This window comes from Aquicoccus sp. (assembly GCF_041686535.1).
GTDB lineage: Bacteria > Pseudomonadota > Alphaproteobacteria > Rhodobacterales > Rhodobacteraceae > Aquicoccus.
This window is the reverse complement of record NZ_JAWLDS010000004.1, coordinates 53,466-73,436: the sequence shown is the minus strand read 5'-3', so window position 1 is coordinate 73,436 and position 19,971 is coordinate 53,466. Positions and strand designations below refer to the sequence as shown.

The window sequence follows — 19,971 nt, the reverse complement described above, 5'->3', positions numbered from 1 at the left end:
TTACAAACCCCCATGCAGACCGAGTTCGAGATTTCAACCCGCGGCCAGGGCCTTTACGAGTTCACCCGCGAAGTCACCGGCTGGACCGCGGGGCGGGGCGACGGTCTTCTCACGCTTTTCGTGCGCCACACCTCCTGTTCGCTTCTCATCCAGGAAAACGCCGATCCGGATGTGCAATCCGACCTGCGCGCCTATTTCCAGCGTCTCGTGCCGCCCACGACCGATCCCGCGATGGCCTATCTCGTCCACACCCATGAAGGCCCCGACGACATGCCCGCCCATATCAAGGCCGCGATGATGCCGGTTTCGCTTTCGATCCCCGTTTCACAGGGGCGGCCAGTGTTGGGCACGTGGCAGGGGGTCTATCTTTTCGAACATCGTGACCGACCACATCTGCGTAGCGTTGCGGCCTGTTTCACACCGTGATCCGTGCGAATGGACGCAAGGGGGCAACAAACTGAATGCCCGCATCTTGGGGCGACAATTGCCCTCTACCCAAAAGCTTGAGGCTCCCCTATAGTGCCTGTGGATAACTGGGGCGCGAACCCCAGACCGAGGCCGAGACAAGAGTGAAGGGGAAGGGCGATGCGCTGCCCGTTTTGTGGGAACATTGATACACAGGTCAAGGATTCGCGACCGGCGGAAGATCATGTATCGATTCGCCGGCGCCGCTTCTGCCCGGCCTGTGGCGGTCGTTTTACCACCTACGAGCGGGTGCAGCTGCGCGATCTCGTGGTGATCAAGTCAAATGGCCGGCGCGAGGATTTCGACCGCGAAAAGCTGGAACGCTCGATCCGCATCTCGATGCAGAAACGCCCCGTTGACCCCGAGCGCATCGACCAGATGATTTCGGGTATTGTGCGGCGGCTCGAAAGCATGGGCGAGACCGATATTCCGTCAAAGGTGATCGGCGAGATCGTGATGGAAACGCTGGCCCGGATCGACACGGTGGCCTATGTGCGCTTTGCCAGCGTTTACAAGAATTTCCAGGCGGCCGACGACTTCGACAAGTTCGTCAGCGAGTTGCGCCCGGAGGTGAAACCGGAAGAGTGAGCGACACCGACAAACGCTTCATGGCGCTGGCCCTGGCGCTCGGGCGGCGTGGGCAGGGCCGGACATGGCCCAACCCGGCGGTGGGCTGCGTCATCGTGCGCGAGGGCCGGATCGTCGGGCGCGGCTGCACCGCGCCGGGCGGGCGACCACATGCCGAGCCACAGGCGCTGGCGCAGGCGGGCGCGGCGGCGCGCGGGGCAACGGCCTATGTTTCGCTCGAACCTTGTGCGCACCACGGCCAGACACCGCCCTGTTCCGAGACACTGATCAATGCCGGGATCGCCCGTGTCGTGGCGCCGCTGCAAGACAGCGACCCGCGTGTCGCGGGGCACGGCTTCGCGATGCTGCGCGCGGCAGGCGTGTCGGTGACGACTGGCGTCATGGCCGACGAGGGCGCGCACGACCATGCCGGCTTCTTCCTGCGTACCGAACAGGGTCGGCCTTTCGTGACGCTCAAGCTCGCGTCGAGCCTCGATGGCCGCATCGCCACCGCAACGGGTGAAAGCCAATGGATCACCGGCCCCGAGGCGCGGCGCGCGGTGCACGCGATGCGCGCGCGGCACGATGCGGTCATGGTCGGCGGCGGCACCGCGCGGGCCGACGATCCATCGCTGACCGTGCGCGAGATCGGCACCACGCATCAGCCGGTGCGCGTCGTGGTCTCTCGCCGTCTCGACCTGCCGCTGATGAGCCGGCTTGCGATGACTGCGCAGGACGCGCCGCTGTGGCTGGCCCATGGAACGGATGCCGATCCGGCCCTGCACGAGGCATGGGAAGGGATCGGCGCGAAGCTGATCGCCTGTAATCTGTCGGGCCGGCAGCTCGATATCGGATCGGTTTTGCGCGCACTCGGGGCGGAGGGTCTGACCCGGGTGCTGTGCGAGGGCGGCGGGGCACTTGCCGCTTCGCTTCTGGCGGCGGACCTGGTGGACGAGCTTGTGATCTTCTCTGCCGGCATGGCCATCGGCGCCGAAGGTCTGCCCTCGATCGGGGCGATGGGGCTGGCCCGGTTGGACGAGGCACCGCGCTTTGAACGGGTCGAGGTCCGCGCCGTCGGTGCCGATATCCTGCACCGTTGGCGCCGCGCCTGATCGAAGAGCACAGGCACTTACCGCCAGAGCGGCGCGAATCCGGCGAAAACCCCCTGCAACTTGGACAGCAACCGGTTTGCCGGTCCGGGATGCGGAATCTCGCCCGTGGCCAGCCGTTCCACCGCGGTTTCGACAGGGCAGGGCAGGCCACTCACCGGATCGAAATAGCGTGGGTAATCGATCAGGGCGGCATGCACCAACCCCTCGAGCGCCGGGCGTGCCGTGCGCCGTGGCGGGACATCGCCCCCGTCGCGTGTCAGCCCCCAGCCCGCATAGAAGGGCGCCCCGGTCACAGTTACGCTGACCCCGCGCAACAGCGCCTCGAAGCCGAGAAGCGAGGTCATGGTCCAGACCTCGTCGACCTCGTCCAGAAGAGCCAGAGCGTCGGCCTGCTCCAGCACCATATCGGCCAGCCCGCCCGCGTCGATTGCTCCATCGCGCAGACCCGCCTCGACATCGGGATGCGGCTTGTAAACGATCACCGCTTGCGGATTGGCGGCGCGCGCGACCTGCAAAAGGGCAAGGTTGGTGCTGATCTCGCCCGCGCCCAGCCGGATCGAGGCATCATCCTCGACCTGCCCGGGCACGAGGATGCGATGCCCCTTGGGCAGCGCCGGGGCGCTGCCACCCAGGTTATACTTGTTGACCCGCTCCGACACGAGCCGCGCAATGAGCCGCCTTGCGCGATCCTCCTGATCGGGGCGAAGCTGCGCGCGCTCTGCGATCAGCCGCTCAAGCCGGCTTTCCCGCGTCGGATCGTAATAGACCCCCAGATCGTCGCAGACGAGAGAAAGCGGCGGGATCAACTCGGCCCCGAGGCCCTTCGAGCGCAGGAAACCGTCTTCGACCCGGACCACGTCACCGGCTTTGCCCGCGCTGCCCCAGACCATGCGCCGTCGGCCGTCGCCGGGTTTCTCGCGGAACACCATCGCCTTGTGCCGTCCGAAAAATCGTTGAAACGACCGTCGCTTCCACAGGCGTATGCCCTCACCCGCCCAGCCGTGGCGATCCTCGCGCCACTCTCTGGCCCGGGCCTCGGCGCTGGCGATTGCCTCTTCAAGTTCGCACAGCCGGTCGGTGCAGGGATCATACCATGTCGGATGCAGGATCATCGCCGCCGCGAAAAGCTGTGCCCGCGTGAGGTTGCGTCCGCGCCGGGGCAGGGGGTGCGGGTTGCGGTCATCGCTCAATCCCCAGCCGGCATAGAACGGCTGGCCAAAGACCACCGGCCTGTGCCCCGCCAGCATCGCTTCGAACCCCATCTGGCTTGATACGGTGTAGACCGCGATCGCCCCCTCGAAGAGCGCCCAGGGGCTGACTGCCCCGGTGAAAAGCGTCATCCGCCCGCTGGTGTCCTCGGGGCCGAAATACCCCTTGCGAAAACCCTGTTCGGTTTCGGGGTGGGTCTTGATCAGGATCCGTGCCCCCGGGTTGTCCTCTTGTGCGTAATAGAGCATCTCGCGAAAGGTATTCGCGTCGGCCTGCCCATGGGTGACGCTGGCATCGCCGCGCGTTTGGTCGATCACCAGGACATAACCCGGATCGGGTGGCGGCATATCGGGATCAAAGGCGAAATACTTGCTCAGATGCGCCTCTCGCAGGCGGGCCATCGTGCCGCGCGCACGGTCGAGAAGCGCCGTATCGTCGAGCGGATGGTTGGCCAGCAGGTTTTCGATATCCGACGGGATCGTGGCGTCGAAATGCACGCCGCCCCTGCTGTCGATCATCAATCCGAGCGGCGCTTCGCCGGCCCGCCCCGGAAACAGCGAACGCAGGAACGCGTCCTCGACCCGCATGAGCCCCGCGCCTGTCGCGCGTGCCACGGCCTCGCCGCGCGCGGCATAGGGCGAACGCCCCCAGACAGCGATCAGGTCCTCGGCCCCCGGTTTGCCGAGCCTCAGCTCATAGCCTGCAAGTGAAATGATGCGTCGCACCTGCCGCTGGCGCAGGAACCCGGCATTGTAATAGAAAAGCCGCCGGGGCTTGGGTGCTCCGGCGGCCTTGTCCGTTTCGAACTCCGGCAAGGGTCAGTCACCGCTAAGTGTTTCGACACCGGAGGTTGCCGTTCCGACCGAGCCGAGCGTGCCTGTCACGGCAGAGATCACCTTGTTCCATTGAGTGAACGGCGCCTCTGTCACGTAAAGCGTGTCACCGTCGCGGATGCTGAAATCACGCGCAAGGAACATGCCGTTCGGTTGGGTCAGGTCGAGAACATAGACCATGCGTTGCGCACCTTGCAGGTCATCGCGGTCCAGCACCGTGTTGGCGATTTCGTCCGGCTCGTTGCGGAAAACGAAGACGCCCGTGGGATCCGAACTCGCTGTCAGCAGCCCGCCTACCTGTGCAATGGCCTCCAGCGCGCTGAGTGTCTGGCTTTCGAATGTGACACGGTTCTGCGAGCCGGTTGCCCCGAGCGCGGTAAACGACCGCCTGTCCTCTTCCACGAGAATCCGGTCACCGCCACGCAGTGCGATGTCGAAATCGGGATGCTCGAACAGATCCTGGAACCAGATCTTCGAGCGCATGTCGCCGCGGATCACCGTGATCTGCGCGATCTCGGGTTCGATGGTGATGCCGCCGGCGCGTGCCAGCATGGTCGAAAGCGTTCGGGTCGGACGCTCGATGGCAAAGACGCCCTGGCCACCCACCGCGCCCACCACGCTGACGGTCGAACCGTCGCCGGCTACCCGGCGCACCTCGACCTGAGGGTCCGGGGTCTGGTCGGCGAGTTTGCGCGTGATGACGCCACGGATTGCCTCGGGTGTGTTGCCAGCTGCGCGGATCCGGCCCGCATAGGGGACAAAGACAAACCCTGCACCGTCAACCTGCACCTCCTCGAGAATGGTCGAGTTCGCGGCCTCCCCGGCCAGAAGACCGTCATCGACGTTCTCCCAGATGGTCAGGCCCAGCGTGTCACCCGGTTGAATCGTGTCCGAGCCAATGGCCCCGGCCTTCTTGAATTCCTCCGAGAAACCCAGCGCAGGCACGACGCCCGTGGCGCGCGTGACGCGATCATTCACCGAAACGACAAAGGCATCGCCCTGCCGCTGTACCGATCCCTCGAAAATCTCGCGTTTGTTGGGGCCCACGCGCGGCAAGCCACAGGATGCCACGACCGAAAGGGCAGCAATAAGGGCGACGGTCCGCGCCCAGCGGGATGTATGGGATTTCACTGCTCGGTCTCCTCGACCTGTTTTTCTGCCTCGTCGTCAACGCTTTGCACGTCGTTATTGACGCAACCCTAACCGATCTGCTGGATAAAATAAACCGCTAGGGCTTGTATGCGTCAGTTTACCAGCCGCAACTGTTGCCTTGGCGCCGCGGTCCCGAGGCGCAGGGCATCATAGGGATCCTCGGGGGCAAGCATCATGTCCACGACCATGCGCATCAGTTGCCGCCGCCCGCGCGCGGAGTAGAACCCCCCCGCCACCTGGCTGGTTTCGAGAAGATAGCGCCTGTAATCGTGATAGGCTTTGCGATCCGGGCGGCTGGCTCCGGCGAAGAAGGCGGGCAGCGGCTGGGTCGAGACGAATTCCGGCTTGTCATAGACCGCCCGACCGAACACCTTGATCGGAATGCCACGCCAAAGCACCTGCTGCGCGGCGGTCGAATTCACCGTCACGGCACTCCTTGCCTCGACCAGAAGCCGGGCAAGCTTGCCACCGCGTACATAGTGAACGCGTCCCTCCACGCCCTGGGCCCGGGCCATCCGGCGTATTTCGCGGCGCAGCGGGACCCGGCCGTTTTCGAGCGGGTGTGCCTTGAAGACAAGGTGATGATGCCCGGGCGCCCCTTCTGCAAACCCGCGGATCACCACGTCGAGAAACTCGGTCATGGTCGAAAACGGGGAATGGGCCTGAAAGCTGGAGTCGTGTTCGAGCTGCAACAGCGCCAGATGATAGGGAAACCCGCCCGAGCGGATGCGAAGCGTCGCCAGCGACCGCTCGGCGGCCTGCACCGGCATCAACAGCAGCCGCTTGAGATAGAGCTGGAATTCCTTGGTCACGGGCAGATCGCGATGGGCCCGGAAATTGTGGTAATCGCCATTTCGGAACATCACGAAGAAGTGGTAAAGCGCGCCGTAAAAGACATGCTGGCGCATGTCGCCCCACTTTGCAGGCGGCAGCGGGGCATCCATGTCCGATTCGGCCAGCGCCGCGCGCATCTCGGCCACGCTCATCTGCATCAGGCGGGAATTGCCGTTGGTGCCGCCACGCTCATAGGTCACCCAGTAGGGGCGGATGTAGCCTTCCTCAAAGACATGCACGGCCAGCCCCATCTTTCGGGCCTGCGCCACCGCCTCGGCGTGGATACGGCGCGCGTCGCCATAAAGCACGATATCGGTGATGCCCTTTTCGCGAACGAGGCCGGCAAGGGTCTCGGGCCAGTCGTCCTGCGTACCGCGATAGGGGATATAACGCGCCGCATCGAACCAGAACGCGCGGTCGCCCGCGTTGAACCCCACGCGCCAGACATCCGCCCCGGCCCGCCGCAGCATCTTGCCCAGCTGGTGAAAGAACGGCCCGTGCGGGCCCTGCAGGAACAGGAAGGCGCGGTCTTGCCCCGTGATCTTGGTCATGGATCTCACATGGCTTGGAATTGTTCCGCTCCGTCCTAGCAACAGGGGTTGGCCAAAATATGGCCCGCAGATGGCAGAAAGAACAGGGATTTGTTGCACATCGCTCTTCTGCACACTAGGTGACTTTCAAACGCAATGGGGGCTTATCATGTTCACCGGCATCGTGACCGACATCGGCAAAATCCGCGCGCTCGATCAACGTGGCGACCTGCGCGCGCGCATCGCGACTGGCTATGATACCGCGACGATCGACATTGGCGCCTCGATCGCCTGTGACGGCGTGTGCCTGACCGTGGTCGCACTCGGCGAGGATTGGTTCGAGGTCGAGATCAGCGCCGAAACCGTCTCGAAAACCAACCTTGACGGCTGGGACGAGGGGCATCGCATCAATCTCGAACGCGCGCTCAAGGTCGGGGATGAGCTGGGCGGGCATATCGTTTCGGGCCATGTCGACGGCGTGGCCGAGATCTTGGCGCTGGAGGACGAAGGAGACAGCACCCGCGTGCAGTTTCACGCGCCAGAGGCTCTGGCGCGCTTCATCGCGCCCAAAGGGTCGGTCGCGCTCAACGGCACGTCGCTCACCGTGAACGAGGTCGAGGGCTGCACGTTCGGGATCAATTTCATCCCCCACACCAAGACCGCAACGACATGGGGTGCGGCAAAGGTGGGCGATCACGTGAACCTCGAAATCGACACGCTGGCGCGCTACGTCGCCCAGCTGCGCGATTTCGCCTGACGGGCCGCAGGCGTCGGGGAACTGCTTCGGAAAACACATTCCAATTTGTTGTTGCGTTGCCCGTCTCAGGCTTCATACTCGGCCCCCAATGAAAAGGGAGGCCGCAACCATGACACTCATCCGTCCCAACCGCCGCGATCTGCTCAAGCTCGCGGCACTCGCCCCCGCCTTTGCGCTGCCCGCCGCCGCGCGCGCCCGTCTGGGCGCGCCAGCCGGGTCCAACCCGGGGCATTTTCACTTTTCCCTCGGCGAGGCGCGGATGACCGTGCTGTCGGATGGATTCTTCAGTCAGCCCGCTGAGGGGCTTGGCGTCAACGCGCCCGAGGGCGAGGTTGCGGCCTTTCTCGAGACCCATTACCTCGACACGGAAGAAACATATGCCCATACCAATCACCTGCTCGTCGAACTGGGCGACGCCAGGGTGCTGGTCGATGTCGGGTCCGGCTCGCGCTTTCTCGACACCACCGGGCGGGTGATGGCGAACATGGAAGCCGCGGGCATAGACCCCGATACGATCACCCATGTCTTCATCACCCATGCCCATCCCGATCATATCTGGGGCATCCGTGACGATTTCGACGAGGCGATCTTTCCCGGCGCCGCCTATTTCATCGGCGAGACCGAACATGCCTACTGGATGCAGGATGACCTTGTGAACCAGGTCGCCCCCGAGGAACAGCAATTCGTTCTGGGCGCCGTCAATTCGATCAATGTCGCCGGGGTCGAATGGAATTTCGTCAAGGACGGTGACGAGATCGCGCCCGGCATTTCCGTGATGAACAGTTTTGGCCATACCCCCGGCCACATGGCGCTGCGTATCGAATCAGACGGCCAGCAACTCCTCGCGGTCGGCGATGCGCTCACCCATGGATGGCTCAACTTTGCCCATCCCGAGTGGTATAACGACATCGACGCCGACCCCGAAACCACCGTGGCCAGCCGCCGCGCGATCCTCGACATGGCGGCGAGCGACGGCATCGCGATCCTGGGCTATCACTTCCCCTTCCCCGGGGCGGGCCATGTCATCCGCGACGGCGACGCCTATCGCTTCATCCCGGCGCTGTGGCAATTCGGCGGATAATGGGCACCGGGTGACGTTCGGATGCTCTGGCCAACCCTTTCGCCCTGCGCTAACAGGCAGGGCGAAAGGGGACACCCATGTCAACGAGCTTTGAACAACCTGGCACCGTCGAAGAATCCCTCAAGGATGCCATCACGCCGATCGAGGAGATCATCGAAGGCGCGCGGCGTGGCGAGATGTATATCCTCGTCGATCACGAGGACCGCGAGAACGAGGGCGACCTGATCATCCCTGCCGAATTCGCCACGCCCGAAGCGGTGAATTTCATGGCCACCCACGGCCGTGGCCTGATCTGCCTGCCGATGACATCCGAGCGGATCGACCGGCTTGGCCTGCCGATGATGGCGGTCAACAATTCAAGCCGGATGGAAACCGCCTTTACCGTTTCGATCGAGGCGCGCGAAGGCGTGACCACCGGCATTTCCGCCGCCGACCGCGCGCTGACCATCGCCACCGCAATAAACGAAAAGAACACGATGGCGTCGCTTGCCACGCCGGGTCACGTGTTTCCGCTGCGCGCGCGAACGGGCGGTGTTCTGGTGCGCGCCGGTCATACCGAGGCGTCGGTCGATATCTCGCGGCTTGCCGGGCTCAACCCTTCGGCGGTGATCTGCGAGATCATGAACGAAGACGGCACCATGGCCCGCCTGCCCGAACTGATCGAGTTTGCGCGCGAACACGGGATGAAGATCGGCACGATCTCCGATCTCATCGCCTATCGTCACAAGCATGACAACCTCGTGCGCGAAAGCCGGACCCGCATGGTCACCTCCGAGCATGGCGGCGAATGGCAGATGCGTGTCTTTGTCGACGAAATCACCGGAACCGAGCACGTGGCGCTGGTCAAGGGCGACATCACCACGCCCGAGCCCGTGCTGGTGCGCGCCCATGCGGTGAACGAGCTTGAGGATATCCTCGGCCTCGGCCCGGGCCTGTCCGACGAATTGCCCCGCGCGATGAGGATCATCGCCCAGGAAGGCCGCGGCGCGGTGCTCCTTTTCCGCGAGCCGCATCCGAGGCTCGATTTCGGCGAAGGCGACCAGGGCCCCAAGATCGTGAAACGCACCGGGCTGGGCAGCCAGATCATGGCGACGCTGGGCCTGAGCGAGCTTGTCCTGCTCACTGACTCGCCCAGCACGCGTTACCTTGGCATCGAAGCCTACGGGCTTTCGATCACGGGCACCCGCCCGATCCACGAAGGAGGCTGAGACATGGCCGAATCCCACTATACCCTGCCGCGGGCCGAGCTTGACAAGCCCGCGAAACTCCTGATCGTCACGGCGCCTTTCTATCGTGATATCGCCGACCACCTGATCGCCGGCGCCACCGCCGAGATCAAGGCCAGCGGCGGCACGCACGAGGTCATCGAAGTGCCCGGCGCTCTGGAAATCCCAACCGCCATCGGCATCGCGGAACGCCTGTCGAATTTCGACGGCTATGTCGCGCTGGGCTGTGTCATCCGCGGCGAGACGACCCATTACGAAACCGTCTGCAACGACAGTTCCCGCGCGCTGACCCTTCTGGGGCTTCAGGGGCTGTGCATCGGCAACGGCATCCTGACGGTCGAGACCCACGATCAGGCCGAGGCCCGCGCCAACCCCGAGAAGATGAACAAGGGGGCAGGGGCGGCGGCGGCGGCCTTGCATCTGATCGCGCTCGGCCGTAAGTGGGGCGGCGCCCGCAAAGGGGTCGGTTTCATCCCCGACTCCGATGAATACAAGATCGCGGGCAAAGCCAAGGATACCCCCACCGGATGACGCTCTCGGGCAATCAGAAACGCAAGATGAAATCGGCATCACGGCTTTACGCCGTGCAGGCGCTGTTCCAGATGGAACATTCGGGCCAGGCGGTCGAATCCGTCATTCATGAATTCGAGGAATTCCGCTTTGGCGCCGATTACGACGATGGTGAGTTGACCGAGGGCGACCCCGGGCATTTCCGGTTCCTGATGCAAACGGCCGTGAACTACCAGGCGTCGATCGACCAGTTGACCGACCGTGCCTTGGTGGCCAAATGGCCCATTGCCCGGATCGACCCGACCTTGCGCGCGCTCTTCCGGGCGGCCGGGACCGAGTTGACGCAGGGCGACACCCCGCCCCGGGTCGTGATCAACGAATATGTCGACGTTGCGCGCGCCTTCTTTCCCGAGGGGAAGGAACCGCAATTCGTCAACGCCGTCCTCGACCACATGGCCCGCGAGGTGAAACCGGGCGCGTTCTGACGCGCGGTGGCGGCCCGGTCAGGAAATCCGCGCCACCACGTAATCGGCCAGATCGCGCAGCATGTCGCGCAACTCATGCGCCGGCAGCAGGCCGATGGATGACTTGGCCTTGTCCGCCCATTTCAGCGCATCCATGCGCGTGGCTTCCAGCGCGTCATGCCGGTTCAGCAGGGCAATGGCATGCTCCAGGTCACCATCGCGCTGCTCGCCCTTCTCGATGACCCGTTCCCAAAAGGCCCGCTCTTCGGCATCTGCCCGCGCCACCGCCTTGATCACAGGCAGCGTCAGCTTGCGCTCGCGGAAATCGTCGCCGACATTCTTGCCCGTCGCCGCCCTGTCACCTGCGTAATCCAGCAGATCGTCGACGATCTGAAATGCAACGCCCAGCGCATCGCCATAATCGTGAAGTGCGCGCACCTCCGCGTCGGGTGCGCTCGCGATCACGCCGCCCACCTCGGTCGCGGCCGAGAACAGCGCGGCGGTCTTGCCGCGCACCACCTGAAGGTAAACGCCCTCGTCCGTCGCCAGATCCTGCGCTGCGCTCAGTTGCAGCACCTCGCCCTCGGCGATTGTCGCCGAGGCGTTGGCAAGGATGTCCAGAACCCTGAGCGATCCGGTCTCGACCATCAACTGGAAGGAGCGCGAGAAAAGGTAGTCCCCCACCAGAACGCTCGACTTGTTGTCCCACAGAAGGTTCGCCGTGGGACGCCCGCGGCGATGCGCGCTCTCGTCCACCACATCGTCATGCAGGAGCGTCGCCGTGTGAATGAATTCGACCGTGGCCGCCAGATGCACGGCATAGGGGCCGTCATAGCCGCAGAGTTCCGCCGCTGCCAGGGTCAGCATCGGGCGCAGCCGCTTGCCGCCCGCCTCGACCAGGTGCGCGGTGACTTCGGGGATGCGCGGCGCATGGCGGCTTGCCATGCGCTCCCGGATCAGGGTGTTCACGGCTTCCATCTCCGCGCCCAGATGGGCGGCCAGCCTCTCATGCGGTTTCCGGACCGTCTGATCCACGGACATCACCCCCATTGCATCTCTCGACAAGACCCGATCCATGCCCTTATGTCATCCCCATGAAACAGCTTTTGCGCACAAATGACCCGACCGTGATCGCCTTTGCCACCGCGCTGCTTCAGGGCGAGGGTATAGCCGCCTTTGAAATGGACGTAAACATGAGCGTGCTCGAGGGGTCCATCGGCATTTTGCCGCGGCGCCTGATGGTCGCGGATCGCGATTTCGACCGCGCCGTCCGGACGCTTCGGGACAATGACATCGAAACCGATGGATGATCTGACCCGCGACCGGTTTCTCGGTGGACGGCTCGATCTCTGGCAGCCGCGCAGGGGCTATCGTGCGGGTGTCGATCCGGTTCTGCTCGCGGCCTCGGTCAACGCGCAGGCCGGTCAAACGGTGCTCGACATGGGCTGCGGCGCCGGGGCGGCGGCGCTGTGTCTCGGGCGGCGGGTGGCAGGTCTCTCGCTCACGGGGCTTGAACTTCAGCCAGCCTATGCCGCGCTCGCCCGGCGAAATGCCCGCGACAACGCGATCCCTCTCGAAGTGATCGAGGGCGATCTTTCCGACATGCCCCCCGCACTCCGGGCGCGGCAATTCGACCACGTCATCATGAACCCGCCCTATTTCGACCGCGCCACCGGCACCGTGGCCGATGATGACGCCCGCGAAGTCGCGCTGGGCGGGCCGACGCCGCTTGCGCTCTGGATCCAACAGGCCGCCCGGCGGCTCGCCCCGCGCGGCTTTTTGCATGTCATCCAGCGGGCCGAACGTCTGCCCGACCTGCTCACGGCGGCGCAGGCCAGCCTCGGCTCGCTACGGCTCTTGCCGCTGATTCCCCGGCCCGGACGTGACAGCCAACTGGTGATCCTGCGCGCCCGCAAGGGAGGACGCGCGGCTTTCCGCCTCCATGCGGGGCTGGTGCTGCATGACGGCGCCACCCATGACGGCGACCGGGAAAACTTCAGCGAAACAATCCGTTCGGTCCTGCGCGAGGGCACCGCCCTGCCTTTTCCGCGCTGAGATCGAACCTATATCGGATAATGTGTCCGAGAATTGGACACGGATCATGCGTGACAGGTGGTGGATTTTATGCTGCACTTGTCATGTGGACGTTACATGAGAGGAGACCGCACATGAGCGTGAGTTCGCATATCGAGCAACTGAAAAAGAAACACCAAGCCCTCTCGGACCAAGTCGAAGAACTTCAGCGAACGCCCAGCGCATCTGATGTCGAGATTGCCGAACTGAAAAAGCAGAAGCTGCGCATCAAGGAAGAGATTTCCCGCCTCGAAGTGGCAGCGGAATAGGCATCAGCCATTGAAGCTGGCGCGCGCGGCCCAAGCCGCGCCGCCGGGGGTGAGCATGGCGGACATCGTCAAGGTCCAGCCTGGTGCCGCGACACCGGCCAGAACCAGGATCAGCGTGGACAGCAGGGGCGCGGCATAGGATGCAACGCCCAGAAGCTGGATATCCCCGCGTTTGACCCCGATATCCCAGACATAAAAGGCCAGGCCCACCGGCCCCAACCCAAGCCCCAGAACCGACACCCAGCCCAGCGCCTCCGCTGGCCAGATCGTCTCTTCCAGCGCCAGGTGCAAGGCGGCCGACAATATCGCGGTGGCCAGACAGAAAACCGCCACCGTTTCCGTGGGCGCATGGCCCAGTCGCCGCGACAGAACCGAATACCCCGACCATGTCACTGCACAGCCCAGCGCCAGCAGGTAACCCGGCAACGCACCGGTGGCGAACTCCAGGCCGCCGCCGATGATAAGCGCCGCCCCGGCAAACCCCATGAGCGCGCCGATGAAATGCCCCGCCCTGAGCCGTTCACCGGGCAAGAGCCCCGACATCAGCACGATCAGCAAGGGCCAGAGATAGGCGATCAGCCCGGCCTCGGCTGGCGGGGCCAGCCGCAGGGCGCTGAAATACAGCGCGTGATAGCCGAAAAGCCCGAACGTGCCGAAAACATAGACGCGCCAGCCTACGGTGCGCAGCTTGCCCCATCCGCCCGTGGCATGGGTCCAGATCACGCCGATGATCCCGGCCACGGCAAAGGACATCGCATTGAGCAGAAGGGGTGGAACCGGGGCGCTGCCCACCGTGAAAAGCGCAAGTAGCGCCCACGAGATCACCGCGGCAAAGCCGACGCCCGTTGCCTGTATCCTGGTCATCCTCGCCTCTTCGGACAAAAGCGGGCCGCACCAGACGGTGCGGCCCTGCGAATCCTGCGTTATCAGGATCAGGCTTGGTCGGAAAGCGCTTGGAAATCAGACGAAGAACTGCCCGCCATTGGCCGAGATGGTCGAGCCGGTGATGAACCCGGCATCCTCGGAGGCGAGGAACACGACGCAGCGCGCGATTTCCTCGGGCTCGCCCAGCCGTCCGACCGGGATCTGCGCAATGATCTGTTCGCGCACCTTTTCGGGCACGGCCATCACCATGTCAGTGCCGATATAGCCCGGACAGATCGCGTTGGCGGTGATACCCGCGCGCGCGCCTTCCTGGGCCAGCGACTTGATGATGCCCAGGTCGCCGGCCTTGGTCGCGGCATAGTTGACCTGCGCGAATTGTCCCTTCTGCCCGTTGATCGAGGATATCACGATCACGCGCCCGAACTTGCGTTCGCGCATGCCCGGCCAGACCGGATGCACGGTGTTGAACACGCCGGTCAGGTTGGTGTCGATCACCTCGTTCCATTGCTCGGGCGTCATCTTGTGAAACGGTGCGTCACGTGTGATCCCGGCATTGGCGACCACCACGTCGATGGGGCCCAGGTCCGCCTCGACCCGTGCGATGCCGGTCTGCGATTCCCCGTAATCGGCCACGTTCCACTTGTAGGTCTTGATCCCGGTTTCCTCGGTGAATTTCGATGCGGCCTCGTCATTGCCGGCATAGGTGGCGGCGACGTCATAGCCTTCGGCTTTCAATGCTTTCGAAATGGCCGCCCCGATACCGCGTGACCCGCCCGTGACCAATGCAATTCTTCCCATGATCTCTCCTCCTGATTTATTGGTGCGTTGGTAACTCTGTTACGCAAAATATATATGACGCGCAATAATCTTGCGCATGGAATTTGTTGTGCCGCGGCCATTTTTCACGGGCTGGCCTGAATCGAGCCCAAAGGAAAGGCAGGGCGCCCAATCGGCGCCCTGTCCATGATGCGGTCAGGCCCGTTCGAGACACATGGCCACGCCCATGCCGCCGCCGATGCAGAGCGTCGCGAGGCCCTTCTTTGCGTCGCGCCGCTGCATCTCGAAGAGCAGCGTGTTGAGGATGCGCGCGCCCGAGGCGCCGATCGGGTGGCCGATGGCAATCGCGCCGCCGTTCACGTTCACGATCGCGGGGTCCCATCCCATGTCCTTGTTGACCGCACAGGCTTGCGCGGCAAAGGCTTCGTTGGCTTCGACAAGGTCGAGATCCTCGGGCTTCCAGCCTGCCTTTTCCAGCGCCTTGCGGCTGGCAAAGATCGGCCCCGCGCCCATGATCGACGGGTCAAGCCCGACCGTCGCGTAAGAGGCGATACGCGCCAGCGGCTTGATTCCGCGCTTCTCGGCATTGTCGGCACTCATCAGCAGAACGCCCGCGGCCCCGTCATTGATGCCGCTGGCATTGGCGGCGGTCACGCTGCCGTCCTTGGTGAAGGCCGGGCGCAGTTTCTGCATCGCGTCCATCGTCGCGCCGTGGCGGATGTATTCGTCATTCTCCACCACGATGTCGCCCTTGCGGGTCTTGACCGTGAAGGGCACGATCTCGTCGGAGAATTTCCCGGCCTTTTGCGCGGCTTCGGCCTTGTTCTGGCTGGCAACGGCAAATTCGTCCTGCGTGTCGCGGTTGATCTGCCATTTCTGGGCCACGTTCTCGGCGGTCTGGCCCATGTGGTAGCCGTTGAACGCATCCCACAGGCCGTCGCGAATCATGCTGTCGATATATTTGACATCGCCCATCTTGGTGCCCGCGCGCAGATGCGCGACATGCGGCGAGAGGCTCATGCTTTCCTGTCCGCCGGCCGCGACGACATCGGCATCGCCCAGCTGGATATGCTGCGCGCCCAGCGCCACGGCGCGCAGGCCCGAGCCGCAGACCTGGTTGATGCCCCAGGCGGCGCTTTCGATGGGCAGGCCCGCGTTCACATGGGCCTGGCGGGCAGGGTTCTGGCCCTGGCCGGCGGTCAGAACCTGGCCAAGGATCGTCTCGCTCACCTCGGATTTGTCGATACCGGCGCGCTCGACGATAGCTTCGAGAACGGCGGTGCCCAGGTCATGGGCGGGTGTGTTGGCAAAAGCGCCGTTGAACGAACCGACGGCGGTGCGCGCGGCCGAGGCAATAACGACATTGGTCATGGGCGTGGTCCTCTTCCCTTTGATGGGTCGGGGACGGGGGAAACGGCCCCCATGGGATTGATCGCGCCCCGACCGGGTTCGGCCCCTGCATAGCCGATTGGCTGCGCTGCGGCAACTGCCGGTATGCCGCGGCATGCGTCGATCGGGGCGCAGGCCCGAAAGCCCCTCTCAGGCGCGGGCACGATGCGCCTCCGGGCTCTGCCAGGGCTTTTGCACGGTGGGGGCGCCGAAATAGTAGCCCTGCAGGCAATCCAGGCCCATCTCGGTCAGGTAGGCCGCGTCCGCAGCGCTCTCGACGAACTCGGCCACGGTGAACATGTCGAATTGCCGCGCCACCGAAACCAGCGCGCGGGTCAGCACCTGGTTGTCGGGGTCGGCATGGATGCCGCGAATGAATTGCCCGTCGATCTTGAGGATGTCGAAATAGAAGTCGCGCAGGTAGCGGAACGAGGTCTGCCCGGCGCCGAAATCGTCGAGTGCGAAACTGACGCCCTTCTGCTGGATACGGGCCATGAAGCCGGTGACAAGCTCGGGTACCGTCATGGCCGAGCTTTCGGTGATCTCGAGGATCAGCCGTTCGCCCACCGTGGGGTCGCGCCGCAATCCGTGCCGCAGCGTGCGGATCCACGGCTCATACCCGATCGAGCGCGCCGACATGTTGATCGAAAGCCGCAGGCCCGGCTCTTCGGCCAGCGCGCGCAGCCCCTTTTCCAGCGCGATGCAGTCGAGAATGCGGCCGGTTTCCAACTCTTCCACGCGGGCGATGAATTCGCGCGCCGGGATGATTCGTCCGGTTTCGTCCTGCACCCGGACAAGCCCCTCGTAGAACGCGACATGATCGGGGCGCGTGGCCTGCACCACCGGCTGATAGGCCAGCATCACGCGCTTGCGTTGCACCGCCTCCTTGACCATCTGCATTACCGACCGGTCACGCGCCGTGACCGCATAGCTGAGCGGGTCTTCGTGCCCGGGCGGAATATCGGCCAGTTTCTTGCGGGTCTCGCGCGGCATGTGGGCCTCCCTGCGGGGTTGGGGTCCAGTCGGGTGCAGTCTTGCGCCGCATTTGCTAAGACCCGGTTAAACGCTGCGTTTTCGGTGAATCCGCGCGAAATGGATGAACGGGCAGGGAGAGACGCCATGCAAAGATGCGGTTGGGCCGGACCGGAGCAGATTTATCTCGATTACCACGACACCGAATGGGGCGTGCCCGAATGGGACAGCCGCGCGCTCTGGGAAAAGCTCGTCCTAGACGGGTTCCAGGCCGGGCTGAGCTGGATCACGATCCTCAAGAAGCGCGACAATTTTCGTGCCGCCTTTCACGGGTTCGACCCGCGCATCATCGCCGGTTGGGGCGAGGCCGACGTGGCACGGCTCCTTGCCGATCCCGGTATCATACGCCACCGCGGCAAGATCGAGGCCACGATTACCAACGCCCGCGCCTGGGGTGAGATCGAGGCGCAGGGCGGGTTCGACCGCTTCCTGTGGTCCTATGTCGACGGAACCCCGATCCAGAACCGCTGGACAAGCCCGGCCGAGGTGCCCGCCGAAACCCCGCTGTCCCGGCAGATTTCAAGGGATCTGAAAAAGGCCGGGTTCAAGTTCTGTGGCCCGACCATCACCTATGCCTTCATGCAGGCGGTTGGCATGGTCAACGATCACCTCGTGACCTGTCCGCGCCACGGCCCCTGTGCCGCGCTCGGGCGGGTCGGCGCATGAAACGGGCGCTCTGCAAGAGGGCTGCGCCTCAATCGTCGGGGCGCGCCAGCGTGAAGGTCTCGGTCACCACCGTATAATCGCGGTATCCCAACCGTGCCAGCGGGGTGAACCGGGTGATGTCGAACATGCCCTCGACAAGATAATCGTCGCGCATGTGAATCCCCGTCACCGTGCCGAAACAGACCGCGTTCGCCGCACCCTCCAGCTCGACGATCTGCGTCATCCGGCATTCGAGCGCCGCGGGCGCGTGCTTGACGCGGGCGCAAGCGATGGTCTCGCACTCGGCCCGTTCAAGCCCGGCATGGTCGAACTCGGACGTGCCCGCCGGCAGGGTCTGCGAGCTTGCATTCATCGCATCCGTCATCGCCCGCGCCACCAGGTTGACGCAGAACACGCCGGTTTCGAGGATGTTGGCAAGGCTGTCCTTGGTTCCGTCGCGATCCTCCTTGGTGCCGGTGCTGGCGAACATCACCTGTGGCGGCGTATAGGCGCAGCCATTGAAGAACGAATAGGGGGCGAGGTTGTCCACCCCGCCCGCGCCCCGGGTCGAGATCCAGCCGATCGGCCGCGGCACGATGAGCGCGTTGAACGGGTTGTGCGGCAAGCCGTGGCCGTCTTCGGGTCGATAGAACATGGGGCGCCTTTCCTTATACAATTGCTCCGTCTCTACCTGCGTGCTAGGGGCGATTCCACCCCAAGAACGAGGATTGAGCAGTGTTCGAGCTGACCCCCGAAGGCGAAGAGGACTGGTGGGAGGTCGAGACGCTCTATGACCTTTGTTTCGGGCCGTCGCGGACGGCGCTTTCCTCCTATCGCCTGCGTGAGGGGGTCGAGCCGGTCGCAGGGCTGTCACTGGCGGCGCGCGATCCCGAAGGATTCATCGCGGGAGCGATCCGGTATTGGCCCGTGCGGATCGAGGCCGGGGCGGGCGGGAGGCACCGCGCGCTTCTGCTCGGGCCTGTGGCGGTGCACCCCACCCATCAGGGCGAGGGCCTTGGCGGGGTCCTGATCCGTGACAGCCTCGACATCGCGGCGCGGCATGGCTGGCCGCGCGTCATGCTGGTGGGGGATGCGCCCTATTATGCGCGCTTCGGGTTCGACCGGCTCGACGGCATCACCATGCCGCCGCCCACCAACCCCGACCGCGTGCTGGGGCGTGCCCTCACGCCCGGTGCCTGGGACAGGATCGCCGGTCGGGTCACGCGCGAGGCTTGAAACCGCGCGCCTTTCTGCCAATCTCTGAAGGGCAGCAACACGAAGGTCCGCCATGGAAATCCTCGACGCCCCGCCCGCCGAACTCGATGTCGAGGCCGCGCTCGACGCGCTGGCCGGTCGCTATAGTGGGGCCGGGGGGCCGGGCCTGCAATTGCTCAACCTGATCGGTGGGCAGGCCGAGAACCTGCTCGACCGGTTGCCGCCCGCCATCCGCAGCCAGCTCGACACCCGCACCGAGGCCGCGCTGCATGTCGCGCTGCGTGCCGCGTCACGCTCGCGGCGCAACGTCCCGGATCAACCGGGATGGCTCAACAGCGCGGTGACCACCGCGATGGGGGCCGCAGGCGGCTTTGGCGGGCTGCCCACGGCGCTGGCCGAGTTGCCGGTCACGACCACCGTGCTCTTGCGCGTGATCCAGGGGATCGCCGCCGAACATGGTTTCGACACCGAGGAAGAGGGCGTGAAATTCGACTGCATCCGGGTGCTCGCCGCTGCCGGACCGCTCGAAGCCGATGACGGCACCGACCTGGCCTTCATCTCGACCCGGATGATCGTGACGGGGCAGGCGGTGCAATCGCTGATCGTGCGTGTCGCGCCACGGCTTGCCACCGTGCTGGGCCAGAAACTGGCGGCGCAGACCGTGCCGGTCCTGGGCGCCGTGGCCGGGGCGGCGACCAACTATGCCTATACCAGCTATTACCAGGAAATGGCCCATGTCCATTTCGGCCTGCGCCGCCTTGCGATCCATGCCGATCACGATCACGCCGAGCTGCTCGAGGCGCTGCGCAAACGCGTCGAGGAACCGCCGGTCAAGTGGGCGGGGTAGGCCGGGCAAAAGGTGCAGTGAGGTGGCTTCCGTCGATGCCGGACGACAGGGCATCACATGGCCGCGGTCGGGTGATCAAAACATCAGTGTAGGGTAATT

23 protein-coding genes are annotated in these 19,971 nt (G+C 64.6%); 14 read left to right on the top strand and 9 right to left on the bottom strand.

The genetic code is table 11. The annotated features are described in order from the left end of the window. Window positions 1–12 precede the first annotated feature (12 nt). The 3 genes from ACESL9_RS02085 (at window position 13) to ribD (ending at window position 2,144) form a co-directional block, all read left to right on the top strand. Complete coding sequence (locus ACESL9_RS02085) at window positions 13–426, top strand: secondary thiamine-phosphate synthase enzyme YjbQ (RefSeq protein ID WP_372609674.1); 414 nt, start codon at window positions 13–15, stop codon at window positions 424–426. Between the two features lie 159 nt (window positions 427–585). After that, window positions 586–1,053 (top strand): transcriptional regulator NrdR, encoded by a 468-nt coding sequence (gene nrdR / locus ACESL9_RS02080; RefSeq protein ID WP_372609676.1) that lies wholly within the window; start codon window positions 586–588, stop codon window positions 1,051–1,053. Next, the gene (gene ribD, locus ACESL9_RS02075) at window positions 1,050–2,144 is read left to right on the top strand and encodes a bifunctional diaminohydroxyphosphoribosylaminopyrimidine deaminase/5-amino-6-(5-phosphoribosylamino)uracil reductase RibD (RefSeq protein WP_372609678.1); all 1,095 of its coding nucleotides are present in this window, start codon (window positions 1,050–1,052) and stop codon (window positions 2,142–2,144) included. The genes nrdR and ribD overlap by 4 nt, the downstream gene beginning before the upstream one ends. 17 nt (window positions 2,145–2,161) lie before the next feature. Here the strand turns inward: ribD and ACESL9_RS02070 are convergent, their stop codons facing one another. The 3 genes from ACESL9_RS02070 to ACESL9_RS02060 all read right to left on the bottom strand — a co-directional run bounded on the left by ACESL9_RS02070 (window position 2,162) and on the right by ACESL9_RS02060 (window position 6,723). After that, entirely contained in the window at window positions 2,162–4,168 is a 2,007-nt protein-coding gene (locus ACESL9_RS02070; protein WP_372674444.1) for a capsular polysaccharide biosynthesis protein, read from the bottom strand. Between the two features lie 3 nt (window positions 4,169–4,171). After that, a complete protein-coding gene (locus ACESL9_RS02065; protein ID WP_372609682.1) occupies window positions 4,172–5,317 on the bottom strand; it encodes a polysaccharide biosynthesis/export family protein in 1,146 nt (381 codons plus the stop codon). A 113-nt stretch (window positions 5,318–5,430) separates the two neighbouring features. Further along, window positions 5,431–6,723 carry a capsule biosynthesis protein gene (locus ACESL9_RS02060; RefSeq protein WP_372609684.1) on the bottom strand — a complete coding sequence of 431 codons (1,293 nt, stop codon included), beginning with the start codon at window positions 6,721–6,723 and terminating at the stop codon, window positions 5,431–5,433. 148 nt (window positions 6,724–6,871) lie between these two features. On the opposite strand from ACESL9_RS02060, the gene ACESL9_RS02055 reads away from it, so the two are divergent. The 5 genes from ACESL9_RS02055 to nusB all read left to right on the top strand — a co-directional run bounded on the left by ACESL9_RS02055 (window position 6,872) and on the right by nusB (window position 10,761). Then, on the top strand, window positions 6,872–7,459 hold the full coding sequence (locus ACESL9_RS02055; protein WP_372609686.1) for a riboflavin synthase: 588 nt from the start codon (window positions 6,872–6,874) through the stop codon (window positions 7,457–7,459). 109 nt (window positions 7,460–7,568) lie between these two features. Next, entirely contained in the window at window positions 7,569–8,540 is a 972-nt protein-coding gene (locus ACESL9_RS02050; protein ID WP_372609688.1) for an MBL fold metallo-hydrolase, read from the top strand. 77 nt (window positions 8,541–8,617) lie between these two features. Continuing rightward, a complete protein-coding gene (gene ribB / locus ACESL9_RS02045; RefSeq protein WP_372609690.1) occupies window positions 8,618–9,748 on the top strand; it encodes a 3,4-dihydroxy-2-butanone-4-phosphate synthase in 1,131 nt (376 codons plus the stop codon). Window positions 9,749–9,751: 3 nt separating this feature from the next. Continuing rightward, a complete protein-coding gene (locus tag ACESL9_RS02040; RefSeq protein ID WP_372609692.1) occupies window positions 9,752–10,297 on the top strand; it encodes a 6,7-dimethyl-8-ribityllumazine synthase in 546 nt (181 codons plus the stop codon). Next, on the top strand, window positions 10,294–10,761 hold the full coding sequence (nusB, locus tag ACESL9_RS02035) for a transcription antitermination factor NusB (RefSeq protein ID WP_372609694.1): 468 nt from the start codon (window positions 10,294–10,296) through the stop codon (window positions 10,759–10,761). The genes ACESL9_RS02040 and nusB overlap by 4 nt, the downstream gene beginning before the upstream one ends. Before the next feature lie 18 nt (window positions 10,762–10,779). On the opposite strand, the gene ACESL9_RS02030 is transcribed toward nusB, so the two are convergent. Further along, window positions 10,780–11,781 (bottom strand): polyprenyl synthetase family protein, encoded by a 1,002-nt coding sequence (locus ACESL9_RS02030; protein ID WP_372609696.1) that lies wholly within the window; start codon window positions 11,779–11,781, stop codon window positions 10,780–10,782. Window positions 11,782–11,834: 53 nt separating this feature from the next. Between ACESL9_RS02030 and ACESL9_RS02025 the strand changes: the two genes are divergently transcribed. From ACESL9_RS02025 to ACESL9_RS02015, 3 genes are all read left to right on the top strand, one after another. Then, window positions 11,835–12,050, top strand: coding sequence for a DUF2007 domain-containing protein (locus tag ACESL9_RS02025; protein WP_372609698.1), 216 nt, complete (start codon window positions 11,835–11,837; stop codon window positions 12,048–12,050). Continuing rightward, window positions 12,043–12,795: a tRNA1(Val) (adenine(37)-N6)-methyltransferase gene (locus ACESL9_RS02020; RefSeq protein WP_372609700.1), complete on the top strand. Its 753-nt coding sequence runs from the start codon at window positions 12,043–12,045 to the stop codon at window positions 12,793–12,795. Before ACESL9_RS02025 ends, ACESL9_RS02020 begins: the two co-directional genes overlap by 8 nt. A 113-nt stretch (window positions 12,796–12,908) precedes the next feature. Further along, complete coding sequence (locus ACESL9_RS02015; RefSeq protein ID WP_372609702.1) at window positions 12,909–13,082, top strand: YdcH family protein; 174 nt, start codon at window positions 12,909–12,911, stop codon at window positions 13,080–13,082. A gap of 3 nt (window positions 13,083–13,085) precedes the next feature. Here ACESL9_RS02015 and ACESL9_RS02010 read toward each other — a convergent pair whose 3' ends face one another. The 4 genes from ACESL9_RS02010 to ACESL9_RS01995 all read right to left on the bottom strand — a co-directional run bounded on the left by ACESL9_RS02010 (window position 13,086) and on the right by ACESL9_RS01995 (window position 17,126). Beyond that, window positions 13,086–13,946, bottom strand: coding sequence for a DMT family transporter (locus ACESL9_RS02010; protein ID WP_372674443.1), 861 nt, complete (start codon window positions 13,944–13,946; stop codon window positions 13,086–13,088). Window positions 13,947–14,042: 96 nt separating this feature from the next. After that, the gene (gene phbB, locus ACESL9_RS02005; RefSeq protein WP_372609706.1) at window positions 14,043–14,765 is read right to left on the bottom strand and encodes an acetoacetyl-CoA reductase; all 723 of its coding nucleotides are present in this window, start codon (window positions 14,763–14,765) and stop codon (window positions 14,043–14,045) included. Between the two features lie 174 nt (window positions 14,766–14,939). After that, a complete protein-coding gene (locus ACESL9_RS02000; RefSeq protein ID WP_372609708.1) occupies window positions 14,940–16,115 on the bottom strand; it encodes an acetyl-CoA C-acetyltransferase in 1,176 nt (391 codons plus the stop codon). Between the two features lie 168 nt (window positions 16,116–16,283). Beyond that, window positions 16,284–17,126: an EAL domain-containing protein gene (locus ACESL9_RS01995; RefSeq protein WP_372609710.1), complete on the bottom strand. Its 843-nt coding sequence runs from the start codon at window positions 17,124–17,126 to the stop codon at window positions 16,284–16,286. A gap of 126 nt (window positions 17,127–17,252) precedes the next feature. On the opposite strand from ACESL9_RS01995, the gene ACESL9_RS01990 reads away from it, so the two are divergent. Continuing rightward, window positions 17,253–17,831, top strand: a complete 579-nt coding sequence (locus ACESL9_RS01990) for a DNA-3-methyladenine glycosylase I (RefSeq protein ID WP_372609712.1) — start codon at window positions 17,253–17,255, stop codon at window positions 17,829–17,831. 28 nt (window positions 17,832–17,859) lie between these two features. On the opposite strand, the gene ACESL9_RS01985 is transcribed toward ACESL9_RS01990, so the two are convergent. Beyond that, the gene (locus tag ACESL9_RS01985; protein ID WP_372609714.1) at window positions 17,860–18,465 is read right to left on the bottom strand and encodes a flavin reductase family protein; all 606 of its coding nucleotides are present in this window, start codon (window positions 18,463–18,465) and stop codon (window positions 17,860–17,862) included. An 80-nt stretch (window positions 18,466–18,545) separates the two neighbouring features. Here ACESL9_RS01985 and ACESL9_RS01980 point away from each other — a divergent pair, with 80 nt between their 5' ends. Both ACESL9_RS01980 and ACESL9_RS01975 read left to right on the top strand, forming a co-directional pair. Continuing rightward, on the top strand, window positions 18,546–19,046 hold the full coding sequence (locus ACESL9_RS01980; RefSeq protein WP_372609716.1) for a GNAT family N-acetyltransferase: 501 nt from the start codon (window positions 18,546–18,548) through the stop codon (window positions 19,044–19,046). A gap of 52 nt (window positions 19,047–19,098) precedes the next feature. After that, window positions 19,099–19,872, top strand: coding sequence for an EcsC family protein (locus ACESL9_RS01975; RefSeq protein WP_372609718.1), 774 nt, complete (start codon window positions 19,099–19,101; stop codon window positions 19,870–19,872). Window positions 19,873–19,971 lie beyond the last annotated feature (99 nt).